The sequence below is a fragment of the Brachybacterium halotolerans subsp. kimchii genome, assembly GCF_020792675.1.
Lineage (GTDB): Bacteria > Actinomycetota > Actinomycetes > Actinomycetales > Dermabacteraceae > Brachybacterium > Brachybacterium halotolerans.
The window spans coordinates 2047749-2073685 of record NZ_CP086254.1 but is presented as its reverse complement, the minus strand read 5'-3'; the positions used below and the strand labels follow the sequence as shown (position 1 = coordinate 2073685).

Annotated in this window: 21 protein-coding genes and 1 tRNA gene; 11 read left to right on the top strand and 11 right to left on the bottom strand. The window is 73.3% G+C overall.

Annotated elements, in window-relative coordinates; all coding sequences use genetic code 11:
• Positions 1–21: 21 nt before the first annotated feature.
• Together Bra3105_RS09400 and Bra3105_RS09395 are read right to left on the bottom strand one after the other, a co-directional pair.
• On the bottom strand, positions 22–639 hold the full coding sequence (locus Bra3105_RS09400) for a GNAT family N-acetyltransferase (protein ID WP_228356461.1): 618 nt from the start codon (positions 637–639) through the stop codon (positions 22–24).
• Positions 636–1640 carry a hypothetical protein gene (locus tag Bra3105_RS09395; protein ID WP_228356460.1) on the bottom strand — a complete coding sequence of 335 codons (1005 nt, stop codon included), beginning with the start codon at positions 1638–1640 and terminating at the stop codon, positions 636–638. Before Bra3105_RS09395 ends, Bra3105_RS09400 begins: the two co-directional genes overlap by 4 nt.
• A 57-nt stretch (positions 1641–1697) precedes the next feature.
• On the opposite strand from Bra3105_RS09395, the gene Bra3105_RS09390 reads away from it, so the two are divergent.
• From Bra3105_RS09390 to yczE, 3 genes are all read left to right on the top strand, one after another.
• On the top strand, positions 1698–3089 hold the full coding sequence (locus tag Bra3105_RS09390; protein ID WP_228356459.1) for an MFS transporter: 1392 nt from the start codon (positions 1698–1700) through the stop codon (positions 3087–3089).
• A 127-nt stretch (positions 3090–3216) separates the two neighbouring features.
• Positions 3217–4194, top strand: a complete 978-nt coding sequence (locus Bra3105_RS09385) for an alpha/beta hydrolase (protein ID WP_228356458.1) — start codon at positions 3217–3219, stop codon at positions 4192–4194.
• Positions 4195–4259: 65 nt separating this feature from the next.
• Complete coding sequence (gene yczE / locus Bra3105_RS09380) at positions 4260–4922, top strand: membrane protein YczE (RefSeq protein ID WP_228356457.1); 663 nt, start codon at positions 4260–4262, stop codon at positions 4920–4922.
• On the opposite strand, the gene Bra3105_RS09375 is transcribed toward yczE, so the two are convergent.
• Complete coding sequence (locus tag Bra3105_RS09375) at positions 4900–5436, bottom strand: GNAT family N-acetyltransferase (RefSeq protein ID WP_228356456.1); 537 nt, start codon at positions 5434–5436, stop codon at positions 4900–4902. The two genes, yczE and Bra3105_RS09375, sit on opposite strands and share 23 nt — an antisense overlap.
• Complete coding sequence (locus Bra3105_RS09370) at positions 5433–5729, bottom strand: hypothetical protein (protein WP_200503347.1); 297 nt, start codon at positions 5727–5729, stop codon at positions 5433–5435. The genes Bra3105_RS09375 and Bra3105_RS09370 overlap by 4 nt, the downstream gene beginning before the upstream one ends.
• A gap of 230 nt (positions 5730–5959) precedes the next feature.
• On the opposite strand from Bra3105_RS09370, the gene Bra3105_RS09365 reads away from it, so the two are divergent.
• Positions 5960–7393 carry a serine/threonine protein kinase gene (locus Bra3105_RS09365; protein ID WP_228356455.1) on the top strand — a complete coding sequence of 478 codons (1434 nt, stop codon included), beginning with the start codon at positions 5960–5962 and terminating at the stop codon, positions 7391–7393.
• A gap of 23 nt (positions 7394–7416) precedes the next feature.
• Here the strand turns inward: Bra3105_RS09365 and Bra3105_RS09360 are convergent, their stop codons facing one another.
• The 6 genes from Bra3105_RS09360 to upp all read right to left on the bottom strand — a co-directional run bounded on the left by Bra3105_RS09360 (position 7417) and on the right by upp (position 17889).
• Positions 7417–9066: a serine hydrolase domain-containing protein gene (locus Bra3105_RS09360; protein WP_228356454.1), complete on the bottom strand. Its 1650-nt coding sequence runs from the start codon at positions 9064–9066 to the stop codon at positions 7417–7419.
• A gap of 272 nt (positions 9067–9338) precedes the next feature.
• Complete coding sequence (locus Bra3105_RS09355; protein ID WP_228356453.1) at positions 9339–10238, bottom strand: SWIM zinc finger family protein; 900 nt, start codon at positions 10236–10238, stop codon at positions 9339–9341.
• Complete coding sequence (locus Bra3105_RS09350; RefSeq protein ID WP_228356452.1) at positions 10235–13540, bottom strand: DEAD/DEAH box helicase; 3306 nt, start codon at positions 13538–13540, stop codon at positions 10235–10237. Before Bra3105_RS09350 ends, Bra3105_RS09355 begins: the two co-directional genes overlap by 4 nt.
• 88 nt (positions 13541–13628) lie before the next feature.
• Entirely contained in the window at positions 13629–15401 is a 1773-nt protein-coding gene (locus tag Bra3105_RS09345; RefSeq protein ID WP_228356451.1) for a chromosome partitioning protein, read from the bottom strand.
• A gap of 545 nt (positions 15402–15946) precedes the next feature.
• Positions 15947–16834, bottom strand: coding sequence for a winged helix-turn-helix domain-containing protein (locus Bra3105_RS09340; protein ID WP_228356450.1), 888 nt, complete (start codon positions 16832–16834; stop codon positions 15947–15949).
• A gap of 416 nt (positions 16835–17250) precedes the next feature.
• A complete protein-coding gene (gene upp / locus Bra3105_RS09335; protein WP_228356449.1) occupies positions 17251–17889 on the bottom strand; it encodes a uracil phosphoribosyltransferase in 639 nt (212 codons plus the stop codon).
• A gap of 122 nt (positions 17890–18011) precedes the next feature.
• Between upp and Bra3105_RS09330 the strand changes: the two genes are divergently transcribed.
• The 5 genes from Bra3105_RS09330 to Bra3105_RS09310 all read left to right on the top strand — a co-directional run bounded on the left by Bra3105_RS09330 (position 18012) and on the right by Bra3105_RS09310 (position 21837).
• Positions 18012–18557, top strand: a complete 546-nt coding sequence (locus tag Bra3105_RS09330) for a dihydrofolate reductase family protein (RefSeq protein WP_228356448.1) — start codon at positions 18012–18014, stop codon at positions 18555–18557.
• Positions 18558–18621: 64 nt separating this feature from the next.
• Entirely contained in the window at positions 18622–19065 is a 444-nt protein-coding gene (locus Bra3105_RS09325) for a nucleoside deaminase (protein WP_228359629.1), read from the top strand.
• Between the two features lie 119 nt (positions 19066–19184).
• Positions 19185–20213 (top strand): methionine ABC transporter ATP-binding protein, encoded by a 1029-nt coding sequence (locus Bra3105_RS09320; RefSeq protein WP_228356447.1) that lies wholly within the window; start codon positions 19185–19187, stop codon positions 20211–20213.
• Complete coding sequence (locus Bra3105_RS09315) at positions 20210–20905, top strand: methionine ABC transporter permease (RefSeq protein WP_200503337.1); 696 nt, start codon at positions 20210–20212, stop codon at positions 20903–20905. The genes Bra3105_RS09320 and Bra3105_RS09315 overlap by 4 nt, the downstream gene beginning before the upstream one ends.
• Positions 20906–20985: 80 nt before the next feature.
• Positions 20986–21837: a MetQ/NlpA family ABC transporter substrate-binding protein gene (locus Bra3105_RS09310; protein ID WP_228356446.1), complete on the top strand. Its 852-nt coding sequence runs from the start codon at positions 20986–20988 to the stop codon at positions 21835–21837.
• A gap of 50 nt (positions 21838–21887) precedes the next feature.
• Here Bra3105_RS09310 and Bra3105_RS09305 read toward each other — a convergent pair whose 3' ends face one another.
• Complete coding sequence (locus Bra3105_RS09305; RefSeq protein ID WP_228356445.1) at positions 21888–24176, bottom strand: S9 family peptidase; 2289 nt, start codon at positions 24174–24176, stop codon at positions 21888–21890.
• A 93-nt stretch (positions 24177–24269) separates the two neighbouring features.
• Between Bra3105_RS09305 and Bra3105_RS09300 the strand changes: the two genes are divergently transcribed.
• Positions 24270–24355 (top strand) — tRNA-Ser (locus Bra3105_RS09300).
• 152 nt (positions 24356–24507) lie between these two features.
• On the top strand, positions 24508–25905 hold the full coding sequence (locus tag Bra3105_RS09295) for an FAD-dependent oxidoreductase (RefSeq protein ID WP_228356444.1): 1398 nt from the start codon (positions 24508–24510) through the stop codon (positions 25903–25905).
• Positions 25906–25937: the final 32 nt, after the last annotated feature.

Below are 25937 nucleotides of genomic sequence, written 5' to 3'. Positions count from 1 at the left end.
CCTGCCACGTGGACGGGACGCTCACCGCAGGGTCTCGACCAGCTCCTCGTCGCTGAGCTCCCGGTCGGAGAGGACGAGCCGGATCGCCGAGGGATCGGGGTTCCCCGCATCGGGTCCCCGGTAGCGCTGCACCAGTCCCAGGCGCCGTGCGAGCGCCGCGGAGGCTTCGTTGTGCTCGAGCAGGAAGGCCACCACCGGCACCTCGGGGGTCGCCGCGCGGGCCGCCTCGATCGCTGCCCGCGCCGCCTCGCGGGCGAAGCCCTGCCCCTGCGCCTCCGGGCGGAAGCGGTAGCCGAGGTTCCAGAAGCGCGCGCCCTGCGCCGCCTCGTCGACCGCCCCGCGCAGCGAGCAGCCGGCGTTGCCCAGGAGCTCGTCCTCTCCGCGGGGGCGCACGATCCAGGTGCCCAGGCCGTCCCGCTCCCACTGGGCGATCCAGCGCTCGAGCATCGCGCGCGTGTCCCGCTCGTCCGTGTGCCGCAGCTGCGGGAAGTGCTCCCACACCCGGGGGTCCTCGTACAGGGCGTGCAGCTCGGGCAGGTCGGAGAGCCGGGGCACGTGGAGGTCGAGGCGCTCGGTGCTCCGCTCCGGGCCGACGGGTCCGTCGGGTCCGTTCCGATCCGCGTGCTCGTCGACGCTCATGCGAGCCCGTGGCCGGAATCGGCGCCGGAGCGCTCGTCGTGCAGGGCCAGCAGCCGGCGCTCGGCATCGCTCGTCGGCTCGACGCCGTTCCACCAGACGCGCCGGCACGCAGCGCTGCCCGCGCAGGAGGACTCGAAGTCCCGCACCCATGACGCGTACTCGTCGGCCGCCCGGCCTTCGGCCGGCCAGTGCACACCCAGCGCCGCGCGGCCCACCCGCCACGGCTTCGGCACGAGCCGAGCCCGGTAGGAGCCCTGCGCCGCGCACAGCCTGACGTACAGCGGATCCGAGCCGAGCTCGTCGAGGATGCCGCGGGCCCGCTCGCTCGCGGGCGCGGCACCCGTCCCGCTGATCAGCACGCGGAACCCCGCGGCGGTGCGGTGCAGGTGCACGCCCCAGTCCGGGTGGGCGCCGGCGAAGGCCTCGACCCGCTCGCGCACGGCCGTCGCCTCGGGCGTCGCGTCGAGCGCATCGGACACGCCCGCCGGGTCGTCGGACCCGGTCGCCGTGCGCGCCTCGGCCCCGGCGCCCGCATCGTCGCCCGCAGCGGCGGACGCCTGCGCCCGCCGTCCGAACAGGCGTCCCAGCAGGGACGGGCGCTCCTCGCCCGCGCCCGCAGCCGGGCCCGCACCGCGCCCGGATCCCCGTCGGCCCCGTGCCAGCGCCGAGGCCGGCAGGTCAACATCCGCGATGAGCACGGCGTCCGTGTTCAGCACGGCGGCGCCGTAGCGGTTGCGGGTGATCACGGCCAGCAGCGCGCCGTCGTCGCCGCGCACCTCCTCGAGGATCTCCTCGCGCACGGGCCGGCCGGGGTAGTACTCGGCCGCGCGAGTGTCCTCGATGCCGCGCGCCGCGAGGTCCTGCGCCCGTCGCTCGGCGCGCGAGAGAGCGTCCTCGCGGGATCGGTCCGACCACCCCCACACGTCCACGGGGACCTCGCCGCGGCGACGAGTGGGGACGGTGGTGGTGCGCGAGGCCCAGAAGCGGGGGATCGGTTCCATCGGTCCAGCGTATGGGGCGATGCGCGGCGAGGGGGTGAGGAGGGGGAGAATCGACCGGTGACGTCCCCGGACACCCCTTCCTCCTCGACCCCCGATCCCGACCTCCCGACGGCCTCGACGCGCCCCGCCGAGTCCGGCCGTGCCGCCGCGTCCGGCCGCACCGCGGGCGCCGTCGGGCTCGCGCTCGCGATCGTCTTCGTGGTGACGATCTCGCTGAACCTGCGGCCCGCCGCGTCCGGGCTGGGTCCGCTCATGGAGGACATCACCGGCGCCTACGGCGTGGGTGCCTGGGCCGACGGCCTGCTCACCGCCCTGCCCTGCCTGTGCTTCGGCGCGTTCGGCCTGCTCGCGGTGCCTCTGTCCCGGCGCATCGGGCTCACCGGGACGATCGTGCTCGCCTTCTCGCTGCTGACGATCGGGCTGGTCCTGCGCCCGCTCTCCGGCTCGTTCGGGCTGTTCGTGCTGCTCAGCGCGGTCGCGCTGATGGGGCCGTCGCTCGTCAACGTGGTCACGCCGGCCTGGGTCAAGCACCACGGCGGACGCTCGACCGTGCTGCTCATGACCGCCTATTCGATGCTGCTCTCGGTCGGGGCGGCCGTCGGTCCGGCGATCGCCGTCCCGCTCGCCTCCGGGGGCAGCGGCTGGCGCTTCTCCCTGCAGGCCTGGACCGCGCTCGCCGTGCTGCCGGTGCTCGTCGGCCTCGTGGTGCTCGCGAAGGTCGGCAACGACTTCCCGCGCGCGGCCGACGGCGTCCTGCCCCCCGAGGAGTCCGCGTCCGACCCGGCGGTCCCCGATGCGACGACGGAGCGCGCACGCGCCCGGGCCGCCGCCCGCGTGGCGGCGCGCAGCGTCCCCCTGCGCCGTTCGCCGACCGCGCTCTTCCTCACGCTCATGTTCGGTCTGCAGTCGATGAACGCGTACACGCAGTTCGGCTTCCTCCCGCAGATCCTCACCGACGCGGGACTCTCCGGCGCCGCCGCCGGGGCGACGGTCTCGCAGGTCGCCGCCTGGGGCATGATCGGCGGGCTCGTGATGCCGACGGTGATCGCGCGCTCCCAGCGCCTGGGCGTCTTCGCGCTCGCCTTCGGCGTGCTCACCGCGGCCGGCTACCTCGCCCTGATCATCGCGCCGGCCGCCGCGCCCGTCGCCTGGGCGGCGCTGCTGGGCATCGGCGGATTCGCCTTCCCGACCGCGATCGCGATGATCCCCGGCCGCACCCGCGACCCCGCGATCACGGCCAGGCTCTCGGGGATGGTCCAGCCCGTGGGGTACCTGCTCGCGGGCGTCGGCCCGCTCGTGATGGGCGCGCTGCTGCAGGCGACCGGCTCGATGACGCTCGTGCTGTGGCTGCTGGTGGCGAGCGCGGTGCTGCTGGGAGTGGCCGGTTGGCGGGCGAGCGCCAACAGGCTCGTGGACGACGACCTCGTCGACGCCGTCGAGCGCGCCTGAGATCCGACGCGGGGCCGACGGGGCCGACGGGGCCGGCGGGTCGGGCATCACGCGGCATCGGGCGGCGTCACGCGGCGTCACGCGGTGTCCGCACCGCGCGGTCGAGAGCGCATGCGAAGATGCCCTCATGAAGTCCATGCACGTCGAGACCCCCGTCCCGCAGGTCGACGAGGAGGAGGCCTCCGGGGCGCGCGCCCTGCGCGTCGGCGCGTTCATCAGCGCCCAGATGCCCATCGGCCTCTACGAGCTCAACGTGCGCCGCACCCACCACCCCACGAAGCCCGACCGCGAGCTCGTCGACCGCTCGCTGGTGACCCGGTCGCGCCATCGCGGCATCCCCGTGACCTGGATCGATCGTGCGCGCGCGAATGCCGGGTTCGTCATCCATCTCCATGGCGGCGCCTACGTGAACGGCGAGAGCCCGAACCACTGGGACTGGCTGTCGGACCTGCGTCGACGCACCGGCGCGGCCGCCGCGATGCTCCACTATCGGATGGCGCCGGAGATGCCGTTCCCCGCCGCCTATGACGACGCGGTCGAGGGAGTGCTCGGCATCCTCGAGGACCTCGACGCGGTCTCCCCGAACTGGGTCCTCTCCGGCGACAGCGCCGGCGGCGGACTCGCGCTCGCCGTGGTCCAGGCACTCCGCGACCGCGGCGAGTCGCTGCCCTCCGCGCTGCTGCTGACCTCCCCGTGGGCGGACCTCACGGGCGAGGATCCTCGGCGCACGGCGCAGATCGAGAAGGACCCCGCGGTGCGCCCGGATCTGCTCGCGCGCTGCGCGGCGATGTACGCGGACGGCTTCCCGCTCGACGACGCGCGGCTCAGCCCGCTCGGCGGCGACCTCCAGGGCCTGCCTCCCGTGCACCTGACCGTCGGCGACCAGGATCTTCTGCTCGGCGACTCCCAGCGTCTGCGCGACGCCCTCGGCCTCGCCGACGTCCAGGTCACCTACCTCGAGCAGCCCGGCGGCTGGCACTGCTACCCGCTGGTCTGGCGCGGACCGGCCGCCCAGTGCGCCCGCCGCGCCCAGATCAGCTTCGTGCGCGACGCACTCAACTTCGACGCCCCCGTCAACGAAGGCCGCCGCGCCGCCGCCCACTGACCTCCGCGGCCCGTGAGCGTGCGTCCTCGCGGCGTCGCCGGGCCGATCACAGGCATGCTGGAGGCATGCCCGCCGCTCTCGAGAACGTCAGCCTGCGCGACCAGTTCCACCTGGGCCGCTTCGGGCTGCGCCTGCTGTCCCTGTTCCTCGGCCTCACCGGGTACGGCGCGGCGCTCGCGCTGCTCATCCGCTCGGGGCTCGGTGCGGATCCGTGGGACGTGCTGCACGTGGCCATCGCCCAGCGCACGGGGCTGAGCGTGGGCACGGTGATCATCGTGGTGAGCTTCCTGGTGCTGGTCGCCTGGATCCCGCTGCGTCAGCACCCCGGCATCGGGACCCTCGCCAACGCGCTGTGGATCGGCGTGGCCACCGACCTCACGCTGTTCGTCGTCCCGCCCGCGCACGGCCTGCCGCTCGCGATCACGATGATGCTCGGCGGCGTGCTGCTGAACGCCGTGAGCGACGCCGTCTACATCGGCGCCCATCTGGGGCCCGGTCCCCGCGACGGCCTGATGACGGGCCTGCACCACCGCACCGGGCGGCCCGTCGGCCCGCTGCGCTTCGGCATCGAGGCGACGGTGCTGGTCGCGGGCTGGCTGCTGGGCGGGCCGGTGGGCGTGGGCACCTTCGTGTATGCGATCGCGATCGGCCCGATCGTGGGCTGGGTGCTCCCGCACGTGACGATCCCGGTGCGGCGCCGAGCGGTCAGAGGAGCAGCTGGAGCGTGACCAGGTCCCACCAGCGGTCGAACTTGAAGCCGGCCTCGGGCATGCGGCCCACCTCCTGGAACCCGCAGCGCTCGTGCAGGCGGATCGAGCCGACGTTGCCGGCCTCGACGAGCGCGACCAGGGAGTGCATGCCGTGCTCTCGGGCATGCGCGACGAGCGCCCCGAGCAGGGCGCGGCCCACCCCGCGCCCCTGCGCCGCGGGCAGCAGGTAGATCGAGTCCTCGCCGGTGAAGCGGTAGCCCGCGTAGTCGCGCAACGGGGAGAAGCACGCGTAGCCGAGCACCTCGTCGTCGGCCCCCGTGGCCACGAGCATCGAGCCGCGGTCCAGGTGGGCGTCGAACCAGGCGCGGGAGGACACGGACTCCGGGACCTCGTCGATCCAGAGGCCCGAGGAGCTGCGGATGGCCTCGTCGCGGATGCCGAGCACCACGGGAGCGTCCTCGGCGAGAGCCAGGCGGATGCGCGGGGGAGCAGCGGGAGACGCAGCGGCGGCCGGCCCCGGATCGCCGCTCATCGGCGCGCACCCCCTCGGGCGTCGGATCCGCGGCCGGCGTCGGCGTCCATCTCGCGCCGCACGCGCGCGGCCTCCCGCTCGCTGCGCGCGGCGATCCGGGCGAGGGGCGAGGAGGACTCCGCGGCCGCGGCGGCGTCGTCCGAGGTGCCGCGCCGGGCCGACGGCTCCTCGCGCTCGAGCACGAGCCAGACGATGCTCCCGAGGGTGAGCAGGATCGTGAGGGCGACGAGCACGACGAACACCAGGGGATCGAACTCGGAGGGGTCGGTCAGCCAGTCCATGAGCCAGTCCATGTGACGTCCCCTCTCGCTGTGCGGTGTCGTGCGGTGCTGCTCTGCGCGGTGCCGGGCCGTGCGGTGCTGTGCCGCACGATGTCGTCCCGTCCCGTCCCGTCGCGCGTCGCGCGAGCACGTCCACAGGCACGCCGAGTGCACTGACCTCGCGCACGATCCATCGTACTGTGGACCTGCGCTCCCGCCGTGGGCAGAGCCGCGGATCGGGAGCACGGAGGGAACCGGAGAGCATGGCCGACGTCATCGTGGGGCGCTTCGCGCTCATCGACCTGATCGCCAAGGGCGGATCGGGCGCCGTGTGGCGCTCCTGGGACTCCAAGACCCGCCGCCTGTGCGCGGCGAAGGTGCTGCGTCAGCGGGACTCGGCCGATCTCATGCGCTTCGTGCGCGAGAAGGGCGTGAGCTTCGACCATCCGCACCTGCTCACCCCCTACGGCTGGGGCGCCGAGGACGAGCACGTGGTGATCGCGATGCCGCTCGCCAGCGGCGGGACCCTCGAGTCGATGGTCCGTGCGCGGGGGCCGCTCGGCGAGCCCGCCGTGGTGGTGCTGCTGGACCAGCTGCTCGACGGCCTCGCGCACGTCCACTCCCACGGCTGGATCCACCGCGACGTGAAGCCCGCGAACATCATGCTGGAGTCCACCGGGCCGGGTGTGCCGCACTCGCGCCTGGCGGACTTCGGGATCGCCGTGCACGAGACCGACGTGCGCTTCACGAGCGTGGGCATGATCAACGGGACCCCCGGATACATGGCTCCCGAACTGTTCTCCATGGCCGAGCCGCACCCCAGCCACGACCTCTACGCGGGCGGGGTCGTCGCGCTGTTCGCGCTGAACGGGCCCTTCCCCCTGCGCGACGGCGCCTTCCGGCCCGAGGAGCTCTCGCGGCGCCTGCGCGGCGTCTCCCCGAAGCTCGCCGCCGTGATCCGCAGGATGCTCGACCCGCAGCCCGAGCGCCGCTACCAGGACGCCCCGAGCGTGCGCCGGGACCTGCCGCGCGTGCCGCCCGGTCTGCCGCTCGGCTTCGCCGACGGTGCGCCCCTGCGCATCCCCGACACCCTCCCGCCGCTCCCGCCCGACGCCCCGGGCGCGAAGCGTCCCGAGGTGCCCGCGCACAGCGGCCCCTCGATGGAGGAGATTCGCCAGGGCAGCGTCTCGCAGGCCTTCACCCCGCCGCCCGGGGCGATGCCGCAGCGCAGCCCCCAGCAGGGTCAGCCGCAGCAGGGCGCACCTCATCTTGGGCCGCCATCGCAGCAGCGTGTGCCACAGCAGGGGCACGGCCAGAACGCCGCGCCGGTCGCCCCGCAGCAGGGTCCGCAGGGGCCCGGCTCCTATCCGTACGGAGGCACGCCGCGGAACGCGGCGGGCCGGAGTCTCGTGGACGGTCCTCCACAGGCACCGGCGGGGCAGGCGTCCGCGTCCCACGGCTCGGCCGGCGCGCACTCCCCGGGTGCGCACTCGGCCGGCACCGGTGAGCGGCCGGGGCCTGCACTCGTCGGCCACGGAGCCGCTCCTGCGGGGACGTCCGCACGACCGGCCCCGATCCGCGCCCCGGCGACCCGGCCGAGCGGACGCGGCGCCACCCTGCTGGGAGCGGGCGTCGGCGCCGTCCTCGCGGTCGTGATCGGGGTACCGACGGCCGTTCTCCTGGTGACCCTCCTCTGACCTATCCGCGCCCCCTTGGCCCGTCAGCCGGCGGTGACCGGCGTGCCCGTGCTGTCGAGGGCCAGCGTGTCCAGGGACTGGATGAGGGCCTCGGCCCTCGGGTCCATGAGCAGCGTGATGCGCAGTCGGCGCCGCCCCGCGGAGTCGTCGCCGACCGCGTCGTCGCCGGCGGCGCCCGGCACGGTCCAGCGCACGCTCGCCCGCGAGAGCACCTCGGCGTCCTCGGCGCGCAGGTCATCGAGGGCGCCCGCCCCCAGGCACGAGCGCTGCAGGGCCGTCTCGAGGCGTCGGCGCCGCTCCTCGCGGGAGATGTCGAGGTTCATGTTGTCGGCGAACCAGGCGTCGGCGATGTCGTCGGCGCGCTCGTCGTTCGACGTCGCTCCGGTCCCGATCCCCGCGCGCAGCCAGTCGAGCGCCGCCGCCGCGGCCTCGAGGGTGCGCGGCGCGGCCGTCGGCAGACGCGCCGCGAGCAGGTGCGGGGCCTGTGCGTCGATGACCCGCAGGGCGTCCATCGCGATCCGCGTCGCGGGCGCGTACTTGCTGTTGGCGAGGACCACCACGCCCAGGCCGCTGTCGCGGTGCCACACCATGAACGACCCGTACCCCGGGTAGCCGCCGGAGTGGGAGACGATCTCGCCGAGGTCGGGGTAGCGCTCGACGACGAGCCCGAAGCCGTACCCGCGCACGTGGGTGAATCCGGGGGAGGCGCCGTCAAGCCCGGCGGGCAGCGAGGGCGTGTCCTGGAGGCGGTGCAGCTGCTGCATCTCGCGGCGGGAGGAGGTGCGCAGCAGCGACTGGTCGCGGTCGGCGGCGTCCGGCGCGTCCGCCGCGGCGAGGAAGCGCACCCAGGTCGCCACGTCGGAGACGGTCGAGTACAGGCCCGCCATCGCCCCGTAGACGCCGGGGGAGTCGAAGTCGACGGGCTCGAAGCGGGTGCGGTCCTCGCGGTCTGCCAGGCGGTGACCGGTGGCGATGCGCGCCGCGTCGAGGCCCTCGCGGGAGAAGGCGGTGTCCTCCATGCCCAGGGGCCGCACGAAGGTCTCGGCGATGTACTGGTCGTAGGGGGTGCCGGTGAGCTCGTCGATGAGCCGGCCCAGCAGCGCGAAGCCGGTGTTGGAGTACTCGAAGCCGGTGCCGGGGGCGTGCACGTGGCCGAGTCCGCCCGCGAGCATCGCCGCGAACTCCTCGCGGGTCATGGCCTCCTGGCGGTCGCCCCACGGGTTGTCGGTCACCAGGCCCGCGGACATGCTCAGCAGGTCCCGCACGGTGATCGCGGGGGAGTCCGGGGTGACGGGGTCGAGGTGCGCGGCCTCGGGCACGTGCCGGGAGATCTGGTCGTCCAGGCGCACGTGCCCCTCGTCGCGCAGGCGCAGCACGGCCGCCGTGGTGAAGGACTTCGTCATCGAGGCGATCCGGGAGATCGTCGCGGGGTCCATGGGCGCGGAGTCCGGGGCGCGCTCGCCGTCCGCCAGGCGGCGCTCACCCGCTGCCCCGGCGGCCAGCACAGCAGTCTCATGATCGTGTCCGCCGACGATCGCCCAGATCGCCCCGGCGGTGCGATCACTCTCGACGGCGTCGCGCGCGAGGCGGTCGATCTGCGAGATCGCCTCGTCGGGCAGGACGGCGGCGGAGTCGACGGAGGCAGGGGAATGCGAGGACGTGGTGAGGGGCATGGCTCCCACTCTAGGGGTGCGGGTGACGCCGCGAGGCCCCACCGTTGCGCGCCCGCGCAGCGCCCGACATAGCGAACGCACAGGGAAGCACCAGTGGTTTCCCACGTCGGAGGAGTTCCATGATTCTCGTGACGGACACCCCCTCGTCCCGATCCGGCACAGCTGTCGTGTCGTGATGGTTCCCTGAGTGCCGGGCCGGCGCGCTACCCCCTCTGCGCGCCGGCCCGGATTCTTCTCCGGGGCCCGGGCCCCGAACGCGCGGTGCGCGGGGATCAGTCCTCGCCGGCGGCCTCGTCTGCCGCGGATCCCGCGCCGGAGGCATAGAACGAGGCGAGCATCGCGGATGCCTCCTCTCCCAGCGCATCCTGCAGCAGGGTCGGATCGGCGATCGCCGGATCGAAACTCGCGGGGCGGCCGCCCGCCGTCTCCTCGTCCGCTGTCTTCTCGCCCGCTGACCCGTCCGCCGCGCCATCGGCCGACGGAGAACCGGCCGACGAGATTGCCCCCGGCGCATCTCCTCCCGTCGGGGCCCCGTCCGTCTCGACCCCGTCCGACGAACGCCCCGCAGCGGAAGCACCCTGCGGGGTCTCGGCGTCCGACGATCCGGCGGTCTCGGCGAGGGCCCGTGCACCCCGGCCTGTCGCGACGGGCTGGGCGATCTCGGAGAGGGTGAGTCCGCGCAGGGTCAGAAGGTGCACGGGGGCCTCGTCGATCGCCTCGACCAGCACGTAGGCGAGCGCGGCGACGTGCACGCACGGGCCGGGCCAGTCCAGGCAGGTGCAGTCGTGGGTGACCTCGGAGGCGCTGCCCGGCAGCAGGGTCGCCATGTGGGCGTCGAGCTCCGATTCGACCGCCTGCGGGTAGGTGCCGCTGCTCAGCAGCGCGGGCAGCTCGGGGTGGGCGCGCAGCGTGTCGACGACGATCTGCCGGTCGGCGGCGCCGAAGGCGGAGACGTCGAGCTCGGGCTCGTAGATCGTCCCGTCGTCGTCGAGGACCCCCGCGCGGGCGCGGCGCGGGGCGACGTCGAGCCATTGCACGCGGTCCGCGCGCGCGAGGCGCCGACCGGAGGACCTGCGGCCGCTGCTGATCACGCTCTCGAGGGATTCGCGCAGGGCGGCGCCCTGCCAGCTGGCGCCGATCTGCCCGCGGCGCGAGCGCATGCGGATGCTCATCGTCCACCTCCCTGCGCCGGATCGTTCGGGGTCTGCTCGTCCGGTGCGTCCCCGTCGGACAGCGCGAGCATGCCCCACAGCTGCGCCGCGTCCATGTTGACCAGGGCGTTCTCGACGGGCGTGATGGTGAGGTCCGCGAGCGTCTGCTTCTCGGCGAGGACGTTGTCGATGCGCTCCTCGACGGTGCCCGCGGCCACGAGCTTGCGCACCTGCACGTCCTTGGTCTGGCCGATGCGGAAGGCGCGGTCGGTGGCCTGGTTCTCCACGGCGGGATTCCACCAGCGGTCCAGGTGGACGACGTGGTTGGCGGCGGTCAGCGTGAGCCCCGTGCCGCCCGCGCGCAGGCTCAGCAGCATCGCCCCGGGCTCGCCGGGCGTGGACTGGAAGCGGGCGACCATGGCGTCGCGGTCCGCCTTCTTCACCCCGCCGTGGAGGAAGGGGATCTCGCGGCCGAACCTCTCGCGCCAGTACGGGACGAGCATGTGCCCGAAGGTCGTGAACTGGGTGAACAGCAGCACCTTCTCGCCGTCGGCGAAGGCCGATCCGAGCAGGTCGTCGACGTACTCGAGCTTGCCCGAGCGGTGCTCGCCGTCGCGCAGGATGCCGGAGCCGTCGCCGAGGTAGTGGGCGGGGTGGTTGCAGACCTGCTTGAGCTTGGTGAGAGTGGAGACGACGAGCGTGCGGCGCTGGTTCTGGTCGGCGCCGTCGATCTGGGCCATGAGCTCGCCGACGAGCGCCTCGTAGAGCCCGGCCTGCTCGGGGGTGAGGTTCACGGTGCGCACCATGTCGATCTTCGCGGGCAGGTCCGAGATGATGCTCGGATCCGTCTTCACGCGTCGCAGCACGAACGGGCTGGTCAGGGCGCGCAGACGCTCGAGCGCCGACTCGTCGCCGTCCTTCTCGATCGGGCCTGCGAGGTGCTCCTGGAAGGAGGTGGCGCTGCCCAGCAGGCCGGGGTTCACGGTCTCCATGAGGGCGTGCAGGTCGCTCAGGCGGTTCTCGACCGGGGTGCCGGTGAGCGCCAGACGGTGCGGGGCGCGCAGCGCTCGTGCCGCCTTCGCCACGGCCGTGCCGGCGTTCTTCACGTGCTGGGCCTCGTCGAGCACGAGCCGATGCCAGCGCACCTGGGAGAGCACCTCGAGGTCCCGGTCCAGCAGCGAGTAGGTGGTGATCACGAGGTCCACGTCGGCCGCGCCCTCGGCGAAGGAGGCGTCGCGGATGCGGTCGCCGCCGTGGTGGACGTGCACCGCGAGGTCCGGGGCGAAGCGCGCGGCCTCCCGCTGCCACGAGCCGACGACGGACATCGGGCACACCAGCAGCGTGGGCCCGGGAGCGGGGCCCGCTCCGTGGGTGCGCGAACGTGCCCCGGGGCGCGGGCGCACTCGCGCGGGCCGCACCTCGGGGGCGACCGCGGCGGGATCGGGCTCCCGCTCGCGGCTCAGCAGCGCGAGGACCTGCATGGTCTTGCCGAGCCCCATGTCGTCGGCGAGAATCCCGCCGAGCCCGAGTTCGTGCAGCGCCCACATCCAGTTCAGGCCCTCGAGCTGATAGCCGCGCAGGGAGGCGTCCAGGCGCTCGGGCTGCGGAAGGGGGAGGGGACCGGGGCCACCGGGCACGAGGTTGCGCAGACCGTTGGAGCGTCCGCGCGCCGGGGCGCCGGCGCTCGGCGGCACCGGCGCCGCATCCTCCGCCTGGAGACGGACCTGCAGGCCCTCGGCCTGGGCGCTGCCCAGCAGCGCGAACATCTCGCCCCAGTGCATGCTGCCGGCGCTCGCCGCGATCGGCTCGGGACGCCCGGCATCCCGGGGTGCGTCGGGCCGACGGGTCGGTGCCCGACGCGCACCGTCGACGGCGCCGCCGCCGTCGGCGCCGCCGCCGTCGGCACCGCCCTCGCCGTCGCCCCGCCCGCGCCTCTTCGCGGTGAACGCGTCGAGGAACCGCTCGGCGGCGCGCAGCGTCGTGGAGTCCAGGCGCACCCACTGGCCGCGCAGCTGCACGAGCTCGGCCTGGGCGGCGCGGATCTCCGCGATCTCGTCCTTGGTGAGGTCCACGTCCCCGACCGACATCTTCCAGTCGAAGCGGGCCATGGCCTGCATGCCCACGCCGCTGCCCGTCTTCTCCTGCTCGGCCTCCTGCTCGCCGACGACGGCCTGCAGACGGGTCTTCTGCTTCGTCCACTCGCGCGGAAGCATCACGGTGACGCCCGCGGCCTCGAGCGCCCCGGTGTCATGCGCGAGGAAGGCGGAGGCCTGCGCGGTGGTGAGCAGCCAGTCCACGCCGGTGTCGTCGACGGCGGCCTCGCGCACCGTCGGTGCGAGCCGCATGACCTCGGCCGACGCCTCCGCGGCCCCTTCCACGCCCACGTCGCCCACGGCGCGCAGGTCGGCGACGGGCCGCACCGTCCCGTCTGCGTCGCGCAGGCAGGTCTGCAGCGGCCACGCGGTGCCCAGCGGCGGCTCGTGCAGGCGCACCACGAGCTCCGAGCCGGTCGAGGAGAGGTGCACGCGGGCGCGCCCCGAGTCGATGAACGCATCGAGCGCCGCCTGCAGGCGCCGCTGGGTCGGGACATCGGCCCGCACAGGGGCGTCCGCGGAGGGGGCGGACAGCGAGGAGATGAGGGCCGTCGGATCCTTCGCGGCGTCGTCCTCCGACGTCTCCGTCTCCGCGCGCCGCCGGGAGCCGACGTGCCGGGCGAAGGCCTCGCGCGCGCGGGCGTCGACGAGGGAATGCAGCAGCGGCTGGGCATCGTCCTCGAGGGCCGTCCAGCGCGCCCAGGGGCGGCCGAAGCGCTCGAGGATCCGTACCCGCACGTGCCGCGCGGCGACGAGGCGCTTGGCATGCAGGTCCAGCACCACGGCCGTGAGCAGGTCCGGCATGGCGATGACCTGGTCGGACAGTCGCAGGGAGGTGCCGGCCTCCACGAGCGGCCCGATCACGGCGGCCACCTCGCTCCCGGTGTCCGAGGACCCCGTCGGCCCCGTCGGTTCCGCGCGCGCGCCCGTGCGCGCCGCCACGAGGCCGCCGATCGCACCGACCACGTCCAGCAGCGCCTCCCCGTCCAGCGGGAGCGCGGGCACGCGATGCTCGCTCGTGCGTCCCCGCACGCGCACGCGGTGGCGCAGCGGGCCCTCGTGCCGGCCGAGCGCGCGGGACAGGGCATCGGAGAGACCGCTCGGCGCCTCGTCGAGCAGGGCCGTGAGGTCGGCGGCGGGCCGGGAGCCGCCGCCCTCGGCCTGCACCCGCACCCACAGCGCGGGACCCAGGTCGTCGTCGACGACCAGGTGCAGGCGGTTCAGCGGCATGAGGGCGAACCTACGCGCATCCTCCGACGTCCGGGGCGCGCGGTGGACGGGAGCCCTGTGGGGAGGAACGGCCCGGAGGGCCCCGTCCTCACAGGCCGTCGACGATCTCGGCGGTCGCCCGCAGCCACGCGGCCCGCGTCTCCGGGTGGATTCGCGAGAAGTCCAGCGGCGCGCCGTCCACGAACTGCTCCTCGAAGGGCACCTCGACGATCGCGCGGGTGTGCGCGCCGAAGTGCTTGTGCAGCTGGGTGCGCAGCGAGGGGTCCATCTTCTTGCCGGAGGAGTGCGACAGGATCGTCACGGCGTGGTCGACCTGCTCGGCCAGACCGGTCGCGCGCAGCTCGTCGATCATCCAGGCGGCGGCGTTGAAGGTGTCCTCGCGCAGGGTCGAGATGATGACCAGCTGATCGGCCGACTGCACGCCGGCCAGCCAGTTCGAGGCGCGCACGTTGTTCCCGGTGTCGATGACCTTGAGGCGATAGAACCGCGAGAGGGTCTCGTCGAGCTCGCGGAAGGCGGCGTCGTCGATGAGGGCGGAGGAGCCCGGGTCCTCGTCGGAGGCGAGGATGTCGAAGCGGGTGGCCTCCTGCCGGCGCACGTAGCGGTCGAGGTCCGAGACGGTGGCCTGCTCGGTGCGCAGCTGGTCGAGGTCGCGCAGCAGGTCGATCGCGGTGCGGTGGTGCTCGGCGGGCGCGCCGCGCCAGCCCAGCGTGCCCCGGGTCTCGTTGTTGTCCCAGGCCAGCACGCCGCCGCCGCGGGCCATGCCCAGCGTCGCCGCGATCATGAGCGAGGCCGTGGTCTTGTGGGCGCCGCCCTTGAGGTTCACGACGGCGATGTTCTTCGGGCCGTCGAGGGTGCGGGAGATGCGCTGGAGCTGGGCGCGCTCCTCGCGCTCGGCGCGGCCGGGACGCGGGGAGATCCGCCCGCCGGTCAGTCGCGTGAGAGTGCCCTGCCAGCCGCGGGTCGCCGGGGCGGGCGACGGCTGACGACCGGCCGACTGGAGGTCCTGCAGCGTGGGCCGACGGGTCTCGCCCGACGGCTGCGCGTCCGCCACCTGCGGCGCGTCCGCCGCCGGCGCGGAGGCGGGGGCCTGCGGCGCCGCCGTCGCGGCGGCGCGGCGGCCGTGGCCGGGACGTGCCGCTGGGCCCGTCTGGTCAGCGGGCTCGGCGGGCGACGCGGCCGAGGGAGCGGGGGCCGGCGCGACCGGCGCCGAGGGAGCCTGCTCGGCCGAGGATGCGGAAGTCCGCGCGGCCGACGCGCCGGATGCCGAGGTCGTGGTCGGCGCAGCCGAGGGGACGGATCCAGAGACGACCTCGTCCTGGGCGTCCTGGGCGTCCTGGGCGTTCTGCTCGTCCTGCGCCTCGTGTGCCTCGTGGGTCTCCTCGCCGAGCAGCGACGGCGGGATCCAGGAGGGGCTGTCCGCGGTGGAGCCCTCGGGGACAGCGGGGTGCACGGCGGTCGCCTCGACGTCGCCCTCGGGATCGAAGGCGTGCTGCCCGAACGAGGCGACGTCGAAGGAGCTCGCGGAGAAGGAGTGCGCGGCGGAGGGGGCGGTGGAGGAGGGTGCGGTGACAGAGCCCGCCCCGTGGCCGGCGCCGCCTGCGGACGGGCCGAAGAGCGGCCGGTCGTCGGCCTCGCGGGTGCTGATGCGGCCCGAGGGCTCCACGCGCAGATGGTGCGTGGCGTCGGGCTCGACGATCACGACGTCGAGGTCGCGCCCTGCACGACGCGCGGCGTCGATGAACACGCTCTTGACGTTCGCCCGCACCTCGGAGATGTGCTCCCCGTGGATCCCGATCTCCTCATCGGCCAGGTGGACGGTCGCGGACCGGTCGGAGTCGATGCGCGCCTGCGCGATCATGGATGGGCTCTCCCTCACTGCGGTGGTCGACACGCCCGCGGTGCGCGCGGGGCCATGCTCCACTCTACGAGACGCCAAGCGCCTGACCGGTGGACACGTGCTGGAGACAACGGCAATCCCGACTTGGTCATGGCCGCGCAAAAGCATGCAAAGCATTGCATGTTCGCGTTTACATCCGCTCGCCGCGACCCGTAGCATCGTCCCGGACGTCGCCTCCTCGATCCCCCTCGCGGGAGGCGACGAACGGGTCCTCCGACGTTCCCCCCGATATCGGTGGACCCGTGTTGCCTGGTCGTCCGCACCCACCACCATTGAGGGACGACTGGCATCGCGAACGGCCCGTGAGCCCCGACAGTGCGTCGATGTGAGCTCCGGGCCGTTCGCTCTTCCCGGATTCTGACTCGTCCCGGATCCTCGACTTTCCCGGACCTGGGACGACGACGAGCGCTCGTCACCGAATGCATCGGCCCGGACGAGCGGCTGCCGGTCCGGGCCGATGGTCCTCGGGTGGGGGTCTGCGGTGGAGGACCGGGAGAGGTGCGCGATCAGTCGAGGATCGCGACGTCGCTTCCGGTGTCCAGGCGGTAGCCCGCGCCGCGCACGGTGGAGATCAGGCGGCGGTAGCGGCCGAGCTTCGCGCGCACGCGGCGCACGTGCACGTCGACGGTGCGCTCACCGGTCTCGGACGAGGCGTCGGCCCACACGGACTCCATGAGCTCGTCGCGGCCGATGATCCGACGGGCGCCGCGCGCCAGGTGCGCGAGCAGCTCGAACTCCTTGTAGGTGAGGTCCACGTCCTCGCCGTCGATGCGCACGCGGCGGCCGAAGAGGTCGATCACCAGCGAGCAGTCCGTGCTCGCGGAGGGGGCGACGTTCGGGCTCACGGCGGTGGCGCGCAGCAGGCGCTGGCGTGCCGCCTCGGCGTCCCGACGGGCCGGGGAGTTCGGCGAGACGACGCCGGTGCGGCGCGTGCGCTCGGGCTGCGCGGCCTCGCCGTCCTGGGTGCGCGGCGGGAGGGCCCGCAGGGTGGGTGCGGTGCTCGCGGCCTCGGCCTCCCCGGTGGGGGAGAAGGGGCGCGGGGAGCGCACGCCCACGCTCGCCGAGGCGCGGCGGCCGGCCGTCAGACGACGGGCGTTGGCGCGCAGCGCGTCGGCGATCTGGGCGGCCTCGACGTCGGGCGTACCGGCCGGCAGCGTGACCGTGAGGGTCAGCGTGACCTGGTCGGACTCCGCCGCAGCGGCCAGGGCGGACGAGCCGGCCGACTGCCCGGCGACGCCGGGGGCGCGGAAGGCGGGACGGCCGGTGTGCTGCGGACGCAGGGCGCGGGGTCCGCGGTCGTGCGCGGGGCGCTCGACGCGGCCGGCCGGACTCTGGCCGGCGATGCTCTGCGGGGTGCGGGTCTGGGTGACAGGACTGTTCAGGGTGATGCTCATGATGCGTTCTCCGGGTTCGTGCACGCCTGGTGCAACGGGTGGGGACCCGGGATCCCAGTTCCGATCGACGCGTCAGGTTCGCGGATCGCTGGGTTGTGCTCCCGGCCGGCACCTGGAGCCCGCGCCTTCCGGCCGGCTCCTGTCAGCCGACCCCGGAGGATTCTCGAGCGCTCAGAGGCTCGGCTGACGGTGCATCATGCACATGCACATCATCATCGAACGCATCATCGAGCGGGCCGCCGTCGTGGCGACCTCTCGGCTCGGAGCGTTCGTAAACATGTCGGCCATCATGCCCGAGGCCGATGCCCGGCCTCAAGCGGGTGTTCGCATCCTGGGACGCGCGAGGTCAGAGTCCGGTGGAACCCGTTGGAACCCGGTGGGACCCGGCGAGAGCCGTCGTCCGTCGGCGGGCCCTCTCAGTCGACGACGCCGAAGAGGCGGTCGCCCGCGTCGCCGAGCCCGGGGACGATGTAGCCCTTCTCGTTGAGCTTCTCGTCGATCGCGGCGGTGACCACGGTGAGGTCGATGGCCGGATCGATCTGCTCCTCGAGGGTCTTCAGGCCCTCCGGGGCGCACAGCAGCGTCACGCAGGTGATGTCCTTCGCGCCGCGCTCGTGCAGGTAGTTCACGGAGGCGATGAGGGTGTGACCGGTCGCGAGCATCGGGTCCAGCACGAAGCACTGGCGGTCGGTGAGGTCGTCCGGGAGGCGGTTCGCGTAGGTCGTGACCTCGAGGGTCTCGTCGTTGCGGACCATGCCCAGGAAGCCGACCTCGGCCGTGGGCAGCAGGCGGGTCATGCCGTCGAGCATGCCCAGGCCCGCGCGCAGGATCGGGACCACCATGGGCTTGGGGTCCGTCAGGCGCGTGCCGGTCATCGTGGTCACCGGGGTCTTGATCTCGACGGGGGCGACCGCGACGTTGCGCGTGGCCTCGTAGGCGAGCAGGGTCACCAGCTCGTCGGCCAGGAGGCGGAACATCGAGGACCGCGTCTCGGCCTTGCGGAGCGCCGTCAGCTTGTGGGCGACGAGGGGATGGTCGAGTTCGAGCACGCGCATGGCGCCGAATCTACCCGACGCCTCTGTGCGCGGGATCCGTTCGGGGGAGCCCCGGCGAATACTGGGACCAACACCTCGCAGCGACCGACCCGCGGCGCTGCGCCGGCGCGCAGGAGGCCCCGATGACCCGCTATCGCTTCTTCACCGCGACCAGCCTCGACGGCTTCCTCGCCGACGATCGCGAGAGCCTGGACTGGCTGCTCTCCCAGCCCACCGACCCCGCGCAGAGCATCCTGCCCTACGACGACTTCGTCGAGGAGGTCGGGGCGGTGGTCTCCGGGCGCTCGACGTACGACTGGGTGGTGGGGCACCTCGAGACCGTCGCGGATGCCTGGGTCTACGACCAGCCCACGTTCGTCTTCTCCCACCGGGAGCTTCCCGAGGGCTTCGCGGGCATCACCCGCGTCGCGGGGCCTCCCGCCGAGCACCGCGCCCGGCTCGAGGAGGCCGCAGGCGACAAGGACGTCTGGATCGTGGGCGGCGGGGACCTCGCCCACTCGTTCGCGGAGGCCGGGATGCTCGACGAGGTCTTCGTGTCCATCGCCCCCGTGACGCTCGGAAGCGGGAAGCCCCTGATGGGAGGACGGCTCGACCTGGAGCTGCGCGAGTTCGGGAGGAACGGCGCCCTGCTCGAGGCGCGCTTCGCGGTCACGGGTGCGCGCGGCTGACGGCGCGGCCGGGGAGAATGGGGGCGTGGACGACGACACCCCGCGCCTCTCCGACGACGACCTCATGGGCATCGCCCTCGACGAGGCGCGCGCCGCCGCGGACCGCGAGCCGGCCGACGTCCCCATCGGCGCCGTCGTCGTGGACCCGGCCGGGCGCGTGATCGCGCGGGCGGGGAACCGCCGGGAGGCCGACGAGGACCCCACCGCGCACGCCGAGATCCTCGCCCTGCGCGAGGCCGCCCGCGCGACGGGACGCTGGAACCTCACCGGCTGCACGCTCGCCGTCACGCTCGAGCCGTGCACCATGTGCGCCGGGGCGATCGTGCTCGCGCGGATCGCCCGCGTCGTCGTCGGCGCCCCGGACCCGAAGGCCGGAGCGGCCGGGTCCCTCTACGACCTCGTGCGCGAGCCCCGGCTGAACCATCGCGCCCAGCTCATCACGGGCGTGCGGGAGCAGGAGTGCGGGGACCTGCTGCGCGGCTTCTTCCGGGCGCGCCGCAGACGCTGAGGCCCGCACCACACACCGCGGCCTTTCGCGGTGATCCCTCCCACGCCTCCCCCGGTCAGATGACGTTTCGTGAACGCAGGGGTCGGCAGGTGCGCTAGGGGGATGCTCTACTTCTGCTTGTGATCACTCTCGAAGGCCTCACCAAGGTCTTCCCCGCGCCGGGCGGGGGAGACCCCGTCACCGCGCTCGACGGCATCGACCTGACGGTCGACGCCGGCCAGATCCATGGGATCGTCGGCCGCTCCGGCGCCGGGAAGTCCACGCTCATCCGCTGCCTGACCGGGCTCGAGAAGCCCACGTCCGGCAGCGTCCGCATCGACGGCACGGACATCGCCGCGCTCGACGGCCCCGCACTGCGTGCGGCGCGCCGCGAGATCGGCATGGTCTTCCAGCACGCGAACCTGCTGGACTCCCGTACCGCCGCCCGCAACATCGCCCACCCGCTCGAGATCGCGGGTGTGGGCCGTGAGCAGCGCTCCGCGCGCGTCGCCGAGCTCGTGGACCTCGTGGGCCTCGCCGGGCGCGAGCACAACCATCCCGCGCAGCTCTCGGGCGGACAGATCCAGCGCGTGGGCATCGCGCGCGGCCTCGCCGCCGAGCCCAAGGTGCTGCTGTGCGACGAGCCCACCAGCGCGCTCGACCCGACGACGACCCGGCAGATCCTCGCGCTCATCCGCAGCCTGCGCGACCGCCTGGGCATCACCGTCCTCATGATCACGCACGAGATGAGCGTGGTCCGCGAGATCTGCGACTCGGTGACCCTCCTCGAGGACGGCAGGGTGCGCCAGTCCGGTGCGCTCGCCGACGTCGCCTCGGACCCGCACGGCCCGCTCAGCAGCGAGCTGATCCCGCTGCCGCCGGCCCCGACGGGCATCAGCGCTCGCGTGGTCGACTGCGACTACGGCGCCGACCCGCAGAACGAGAAGGCCGTGGCCAGCAGCGAGGAGCTCGTGCGGATCGCCGCCGAGCACGGAGCGCTCGCGCAGATCGTCGCCGGCACCATCGAGACCATCGCCGGACGCCAGGTGGGCCGCGTGCAGCTGGCCCTGCGCAACGAGGACGACACCCCCATCAGCGAGGAGGGCCTCGCGGCCTTCCTGCGCGAGCTCGAGGGCCGCGGCGTCGTCACGAAGGAGGCCTCGGCATGAGCGAATGGCTGAGCAACCCCGTCTTCACCACCTGGGACTCCAACACGAGCCTGTGGTCGAACACGCTGATCACCCTCTACATGACGATCGGCACGATGATCTTCGCGGCGCTCATCGGCACCCCGCTCGGCGTGCTGCTGTTCGAGACCGACCGCGCCGCCGGCGGCGGTGCCCGCTGGGTGAACCGGATCGTCGGCTTCATCGTGAACGTGGGCCGGTCCTTCCCGTTCATCATCCTGATCATCGCGCTGATCCCCGTCACGAGGATCGTGGTGGGCCGCGTGACCGGCCCGAACGCCGCCATGTTCGCGCTCGTGGTCTCCGCGATCCCGTTCCTCGCCCGACTCATCGAGATCAACCTGCGCGAGATCCCCGCCGGGAAGATCGAGGCGGTGCAGATGATGGGCGCGAGCCGCTGGCAGGTCATCCGCCAGGTGCTGTTCCCCGAGGCACTGCCCGGGATCATCGGCTCGCTGACCACCACCACGATCGCCGTCATCGGCTACACCGCCATGGCGGGCGCCGTGGGCGGGAAGGGACTGGGCGACCTCGCCAACCGCATGGGCTACCAGTCCTACGACAACGTCGTGATGATCTCGACCGTCGTCGTGCTCATCGTCATCGTGATCCTCGTGCAGTCGCTGGGCTCGGTGCTCGCCCGCGCGGTCGACCACCGCGCACGCAACGCCTGAGCCCCGCCCCCGAGGCCCCTTCCCCGTCCGTCCTCGCCCTTCCGCCCCACCACTCCGTTCCACTCCCCGAGGAGATCCCCATGTCGCACCTGACCCGCCGCTCCCTGTTCGCCTCCGGCGCCGGCCTCGCCGCGCTCTCGATCACCGGCTGCGGCCTGGTGGGCGGGGGCTCCGACGGCCCCGAGGAGAAGGACGGGGTGACCACGATCAAGATCGGCGCCTCGCCCAAGCCCCACCAGGAGATCCTGGAGTTCGTCAGCAAGAACCTCGCCGAGGACGCGAATCTGAAGCTCGACATCACGCCCTACACGGACTACCAGATCCCGAACCAGGCGCTGAACGACGGCGACATCGACGCGAACTACTACCAGAACCAGCCGTTCCTGGACTCGCAGGAGAAGGAGAAGGGCTACGACTTCTTCGCCTTCAAGGGTGTGCACATCGAGCCCCTGGGCCTGTACTCCGAGAAGATCACGAAGCTCGACGAGCTGAAGGACGGCGACGAGATCGCGATCGCCAACGACCCCACCAACCGCGGCCGCGGCCTTGGCCTGCTCGCCGAGGCGGGTCTGATCACCCTCAAGGACGGCGTCGAGGTCACCGACGCGACCACCAAGGACGTCGCCGAGAACCCGCAGAAGCTGAAGTTCACGGAGATCGAGGCCGCCCAGATCCCGCGCACCCTGGGCGACTTCGCGGCGGGCGTCGTCAACGGCAACTACGCGATCGAGTCGGGCCTCAAGCCCTCCGAGGACTCGATCGTGCTCGAGAAGAGCGACGCGGAGAACCCCTACGCGAACTTCGTGGTGGTGCGCACCGAGGAGAAGGACAACGCCGCGCTGAAGAAGCTCGACGAGCTCCTGCACTCCGACAAGGTCAAGGACTTCATCACCACCACGTACACCGACGGCTCGGTCATCCCGGCCTTCTGACCGGACGGGGCCCGACGGACGATCGACGTCCGCTCGGGCCCTCCGGCCGCTCAGATCCGGGCGGTCGCGCCGATCTGGTCGAGCAGCCAGGCGAGCTCGTCGGCCCGCTGCTCCCACTTCGCGTAGCGGCCCGAGCGCCCGCCGTGCCCGGCGACCATCTCGCAGCGGAACACGATCGGCCGCTCGTCCTGGTCGCTGGTCACGGTCTCGCGCAGTCGCGCCACCCACTTCGCGGGCTCGACGAAGAACACGCGGGTGTCGTTCAGCGAGGTCGAGGCGAAGATCGCCGGGTACTCGACCTCCCGCACGTTCTCGTACGGCGAGTACGACTTCATGTACGCGTAGACCTCAGGATCGTGCAGCGGGTCGCCCCACTCCTCCCACTCGCCCACGGTGAGGGGGAGCGAGGGGTCCAGGATCGTGGTGAGCGCGTCCACGAAGGGCACGCCCGCGATGATCGCCCGGAACCGCTCGGGGGCGAGGTTCGCGATCGCGCCCATGAGCAGGCCTCCCGCGCTGCGGCCCTCCGCGGAGAGGCGGTCCGGCGCCACCCAGCCGGCGTCGACCAGGTGCGCGGCGCAGTCCACGAAGTCGGTGAAGGTGTTGCGCTTCTCGAGCAGCTTGCCGTGCTCGTACCAGGGCCTGCCCATCTCGCCGCCGCCGCGCACATGCGCCACGGCGACCACGACCCCGCGGTCCAGGAGGGACAGGCGGGTGGGCACGAACGAGGGGTCCATGGACGCCTCGTAGGAGCCATAGCCGTAGAGGTAGCCGGGGTTCGTGCCGTCGGGCGCGACCTCCCGGCGGGCGGCCAGCGAGATCGGGATCGAGGTGCCGTCGGCCGCCCGCGCCCACAGGCGCTTCTCGACGTACAGCTCCGGGTCGTATCCCGGGACCGGGGTGCGGCGCAGCACCTCGTGCTCGCGGGTGCGCACGTCGACCTGGGCGATCGTCGACGGGGTGAGCAGGCTCGTGAGCTGGTAGCGCAGGAGCTGCTCGTCGAACTGGTGGTTCGCCTGCAGGAACACGGTGTCGAGCTCGCCGCCGTGGGAGACGTCCCAGGCGTCCTCGACCGCCCAGGCGTGCGCCGCCGCGTCAGCGTCTGCATCCGAGCCCGCGTCGACGTCAGCACCGGCCTCAGCGTTCGACCCCGTGCCCGCGCCCGCCGTCCCGCGCCGGGGGATCACGCGCACCGCGGCGAGCCCGCCGCTGCGCAGCTCGAGCGCGGCGAAGCCCGCGAAGGCGTCGACGGACTCGAGGCGCTCGCCGTCGGCGGCCTCGAGGATCGTCGTCCAGGATCCCGGGTCCTCGAGCGGTGCGGTCGCGAGCGCGAAGCCGGGCACGCCATCGTTGTGGACCACCAGCAGGTGGTCCCCGGCGGGCTCGAGCGAGTACTCGATCCCGGGTCGGCGTCCGCCGGCGGAGCGCGGTGCCGAGGTGGGATCCGAGAGGTCCAGGAGCCAGCCCTCGCTGGTCGTGGTCGAGGCGGCCTCGATGATCAGCGTGGAGCCGTCGCGGGACGTCCCGAAGCCGATCGAGAAGCGCTCATCGGTCTCCTCGAGGACCAGCTGATCCTCCTGGGCGTCCGTCCCCAGGCGGTGACGCCAGATCTGGTGCTGGCGCCAGGCGTCGTCGACCCGCGCGTAGAAGAGCCACTGCTCATCGGTCGAGAACGCGAGCCCGTAGCCGGCGCCGCGCACCGCCTCGTCGATCACCTCGCCGCCCGCGCCGCGCTCGCCATCCGCGCTGCCGCGGCGCAGGTCCGTGACCACCACGTCGAAGCGCTCGTCGCCGCGCACATCGGTGCTGAAGGCGAGCAGGTCCTGGCTGGGGGAGGGGCGCATGCCGCCGAGGGAGAAGAACTCCTGGCCCTCGGCGAGGGACTGCGCGTCGAGGATCACCTGCTCGCCGGGCAGCAGCACGCCGGGCTCGACGGCGGGGACGCCGCCCGCGCCGCGCGGCAGCTCCGGGGTCTCGGCGACGCGCGTGTGCCGCGGGTAGTCCTCGCCCTCGGTGGTGCGGGTGAGGTACCACCAGTCACCGCGGCGCACGGGCACGGACTGGTCCGTCTCCTGGGTGTGGCCGACGAACTCGGAGACGAGGTCGGAGCGCAGCCCCGACAGATGCGCCGTGCGCGCATCCGCGAAGGCGTTCTCGGCCTCGAGGTGCTCGATGACCTCGGGGTCCTCCTTGTTGCGCAGCCACTCGAAGGGATCGCTCACGGTGTCGCCGTGGTGGGTGCGGTCCGTCGGCCGATGGACGGGGCGGGGCGGCCGGGGCGCGGCCGCCGCCGGATCCACGGGAGGCTGGGAGGGAGTCGGGGCATCGGTGCTCGTCATCCCGTCGAGGGTAGTGCCTGCGCCGGTGAACTGGATCGCACGTCGGCGCCCGCGGTTTGCCCGTCGTTCATGGCCCTGCGTAGAATCGCGGGCGGTAGCGTGTCCGAGCGGCCGAAGGTGCATCACTCGAAATGATGTGTGGTTAATAGCCACCGCGGGTTCAAATCCCGCCGCTACCGCCCTTGGCCCGGAGCTCGTCCGGGTCCCGAAGGCCCCCGCCGGTTCCGGCGGGGGCCTTCTGCTGTTCTGCACGTCCTTGTCGCCGCGGGGGTAGCGTCGTCGCGGGCCCCTGCGTCGGGACCGCTCGCCGCACCCTCCCGGGAGGAACCCCATGACCGCACTGCGCACCCTGACCGCCGACCTGCTCGTCCTGGGCTGGGGGAAGGGAGGGAAGACGCTCGCCGCGAGCATGGCCGCCGCCGGGCGCCGCGTCGTGATGGTCGAGCAGTCCTCCCTGATGCACGGCGGGACCTGCATCAACATCGGCTGCGTGCCCACGAAGACCCTCGTGCACGCCGCGGACGAGCGCCGCGAGGGCGACGACCCCCAGGAGTACTTCGACCGGGCGGTGGACACGCGCGACGCCCTCATCGGGAAGCTCAACGATGTCAACCTGCACATGCTCGCCGACCACGACACCGTGACGATCGTGGACGGGCGCGCCCGCTTCGTCGGGCCCCGCGAGGTCGAGGTGACGCCCTCCGCTGGCGGCGCCGGCCTCGCCGAGCACCTCCTGATCAGCGCCGAGACCGTCATCGTGAACACCGGTGCCGAGCCCGTCCTGCCCGCGGTGCCCGGCATCGACGGGCCGCGCATCCACACCTCCACCTCGCTCCAGCACGTGAAGCCCTTCCCGCGCCGTCTCGCCGTGATCGGCGCGGGACCGATCGGTCTCGAGTTCGCCGCGATGTTCCGCAGCTTCGGCAGCGAGGTCACCGTCATCGCCCGCGGCGAGCGGATCCTCCCCGCGGAGGACGACGACGTCGCGGACGCGGTGCGCGAGGTCCTCGAGGACGAGGGCATCACGCTCCTCACCGGGACCTCCGTCGGCGAGTACGTCGACGGCCCGGACGGCGTCGCGCTGCACGGCACGGACGACGGGAACGGCGCACCGCTCGTGGCCGACGCGGTCCTGGTCGCCACCGGCAGGCGGCCCGCCACCGCGGACCTGGGCCTCGAGCAGGCGGGCATCGAGGTCGACGAGCACGGCACCGTCGTCGTCGACGACCAGCTGCGCACGAGCGCCGAGGGCGTGTTCGCGATGGGCGACGTCCACGGGCATGGGCAGCAGACCTACCTCTCCCTCGACGACAGCCGCATCGTGGCCTCCGCGCTCACGGGTGACGGCTCGCGCCGACTCTCGGACCGCGTCGCGGTGCCGTCGACGACCTTCCTCACCCCGCCGCTGTCGGCCGTCGGCCTGACCGAGCACGAGGCTCGCGACGCCGGCCACGAGGTCCGCACGGTGCTCGCCCCCGTCGCGGGGATCAAGGCGATGCCCCGCCCCAAGACGCTGGGGGACGCCCGCGGCGTGATCAAGGTGGTCGTCGACGCGCAGACCGATCTCGTGCTGGGGGCGCGCCTGTTCCACGTCGACTCCCAGGAGGTCGTGAACCTCGTGGCGCTCGCCATGCGCGCGGGCATCACGGCCACGCAGCTGCGTGACGGGATCTGGACCCACCCGTCCTCGACCGAGGCGCTCAACGAGGTGCTCGGCCGGCTCTCCTGAGGCCTGCTCGTGCGAGCAGGATCAGTTGAACG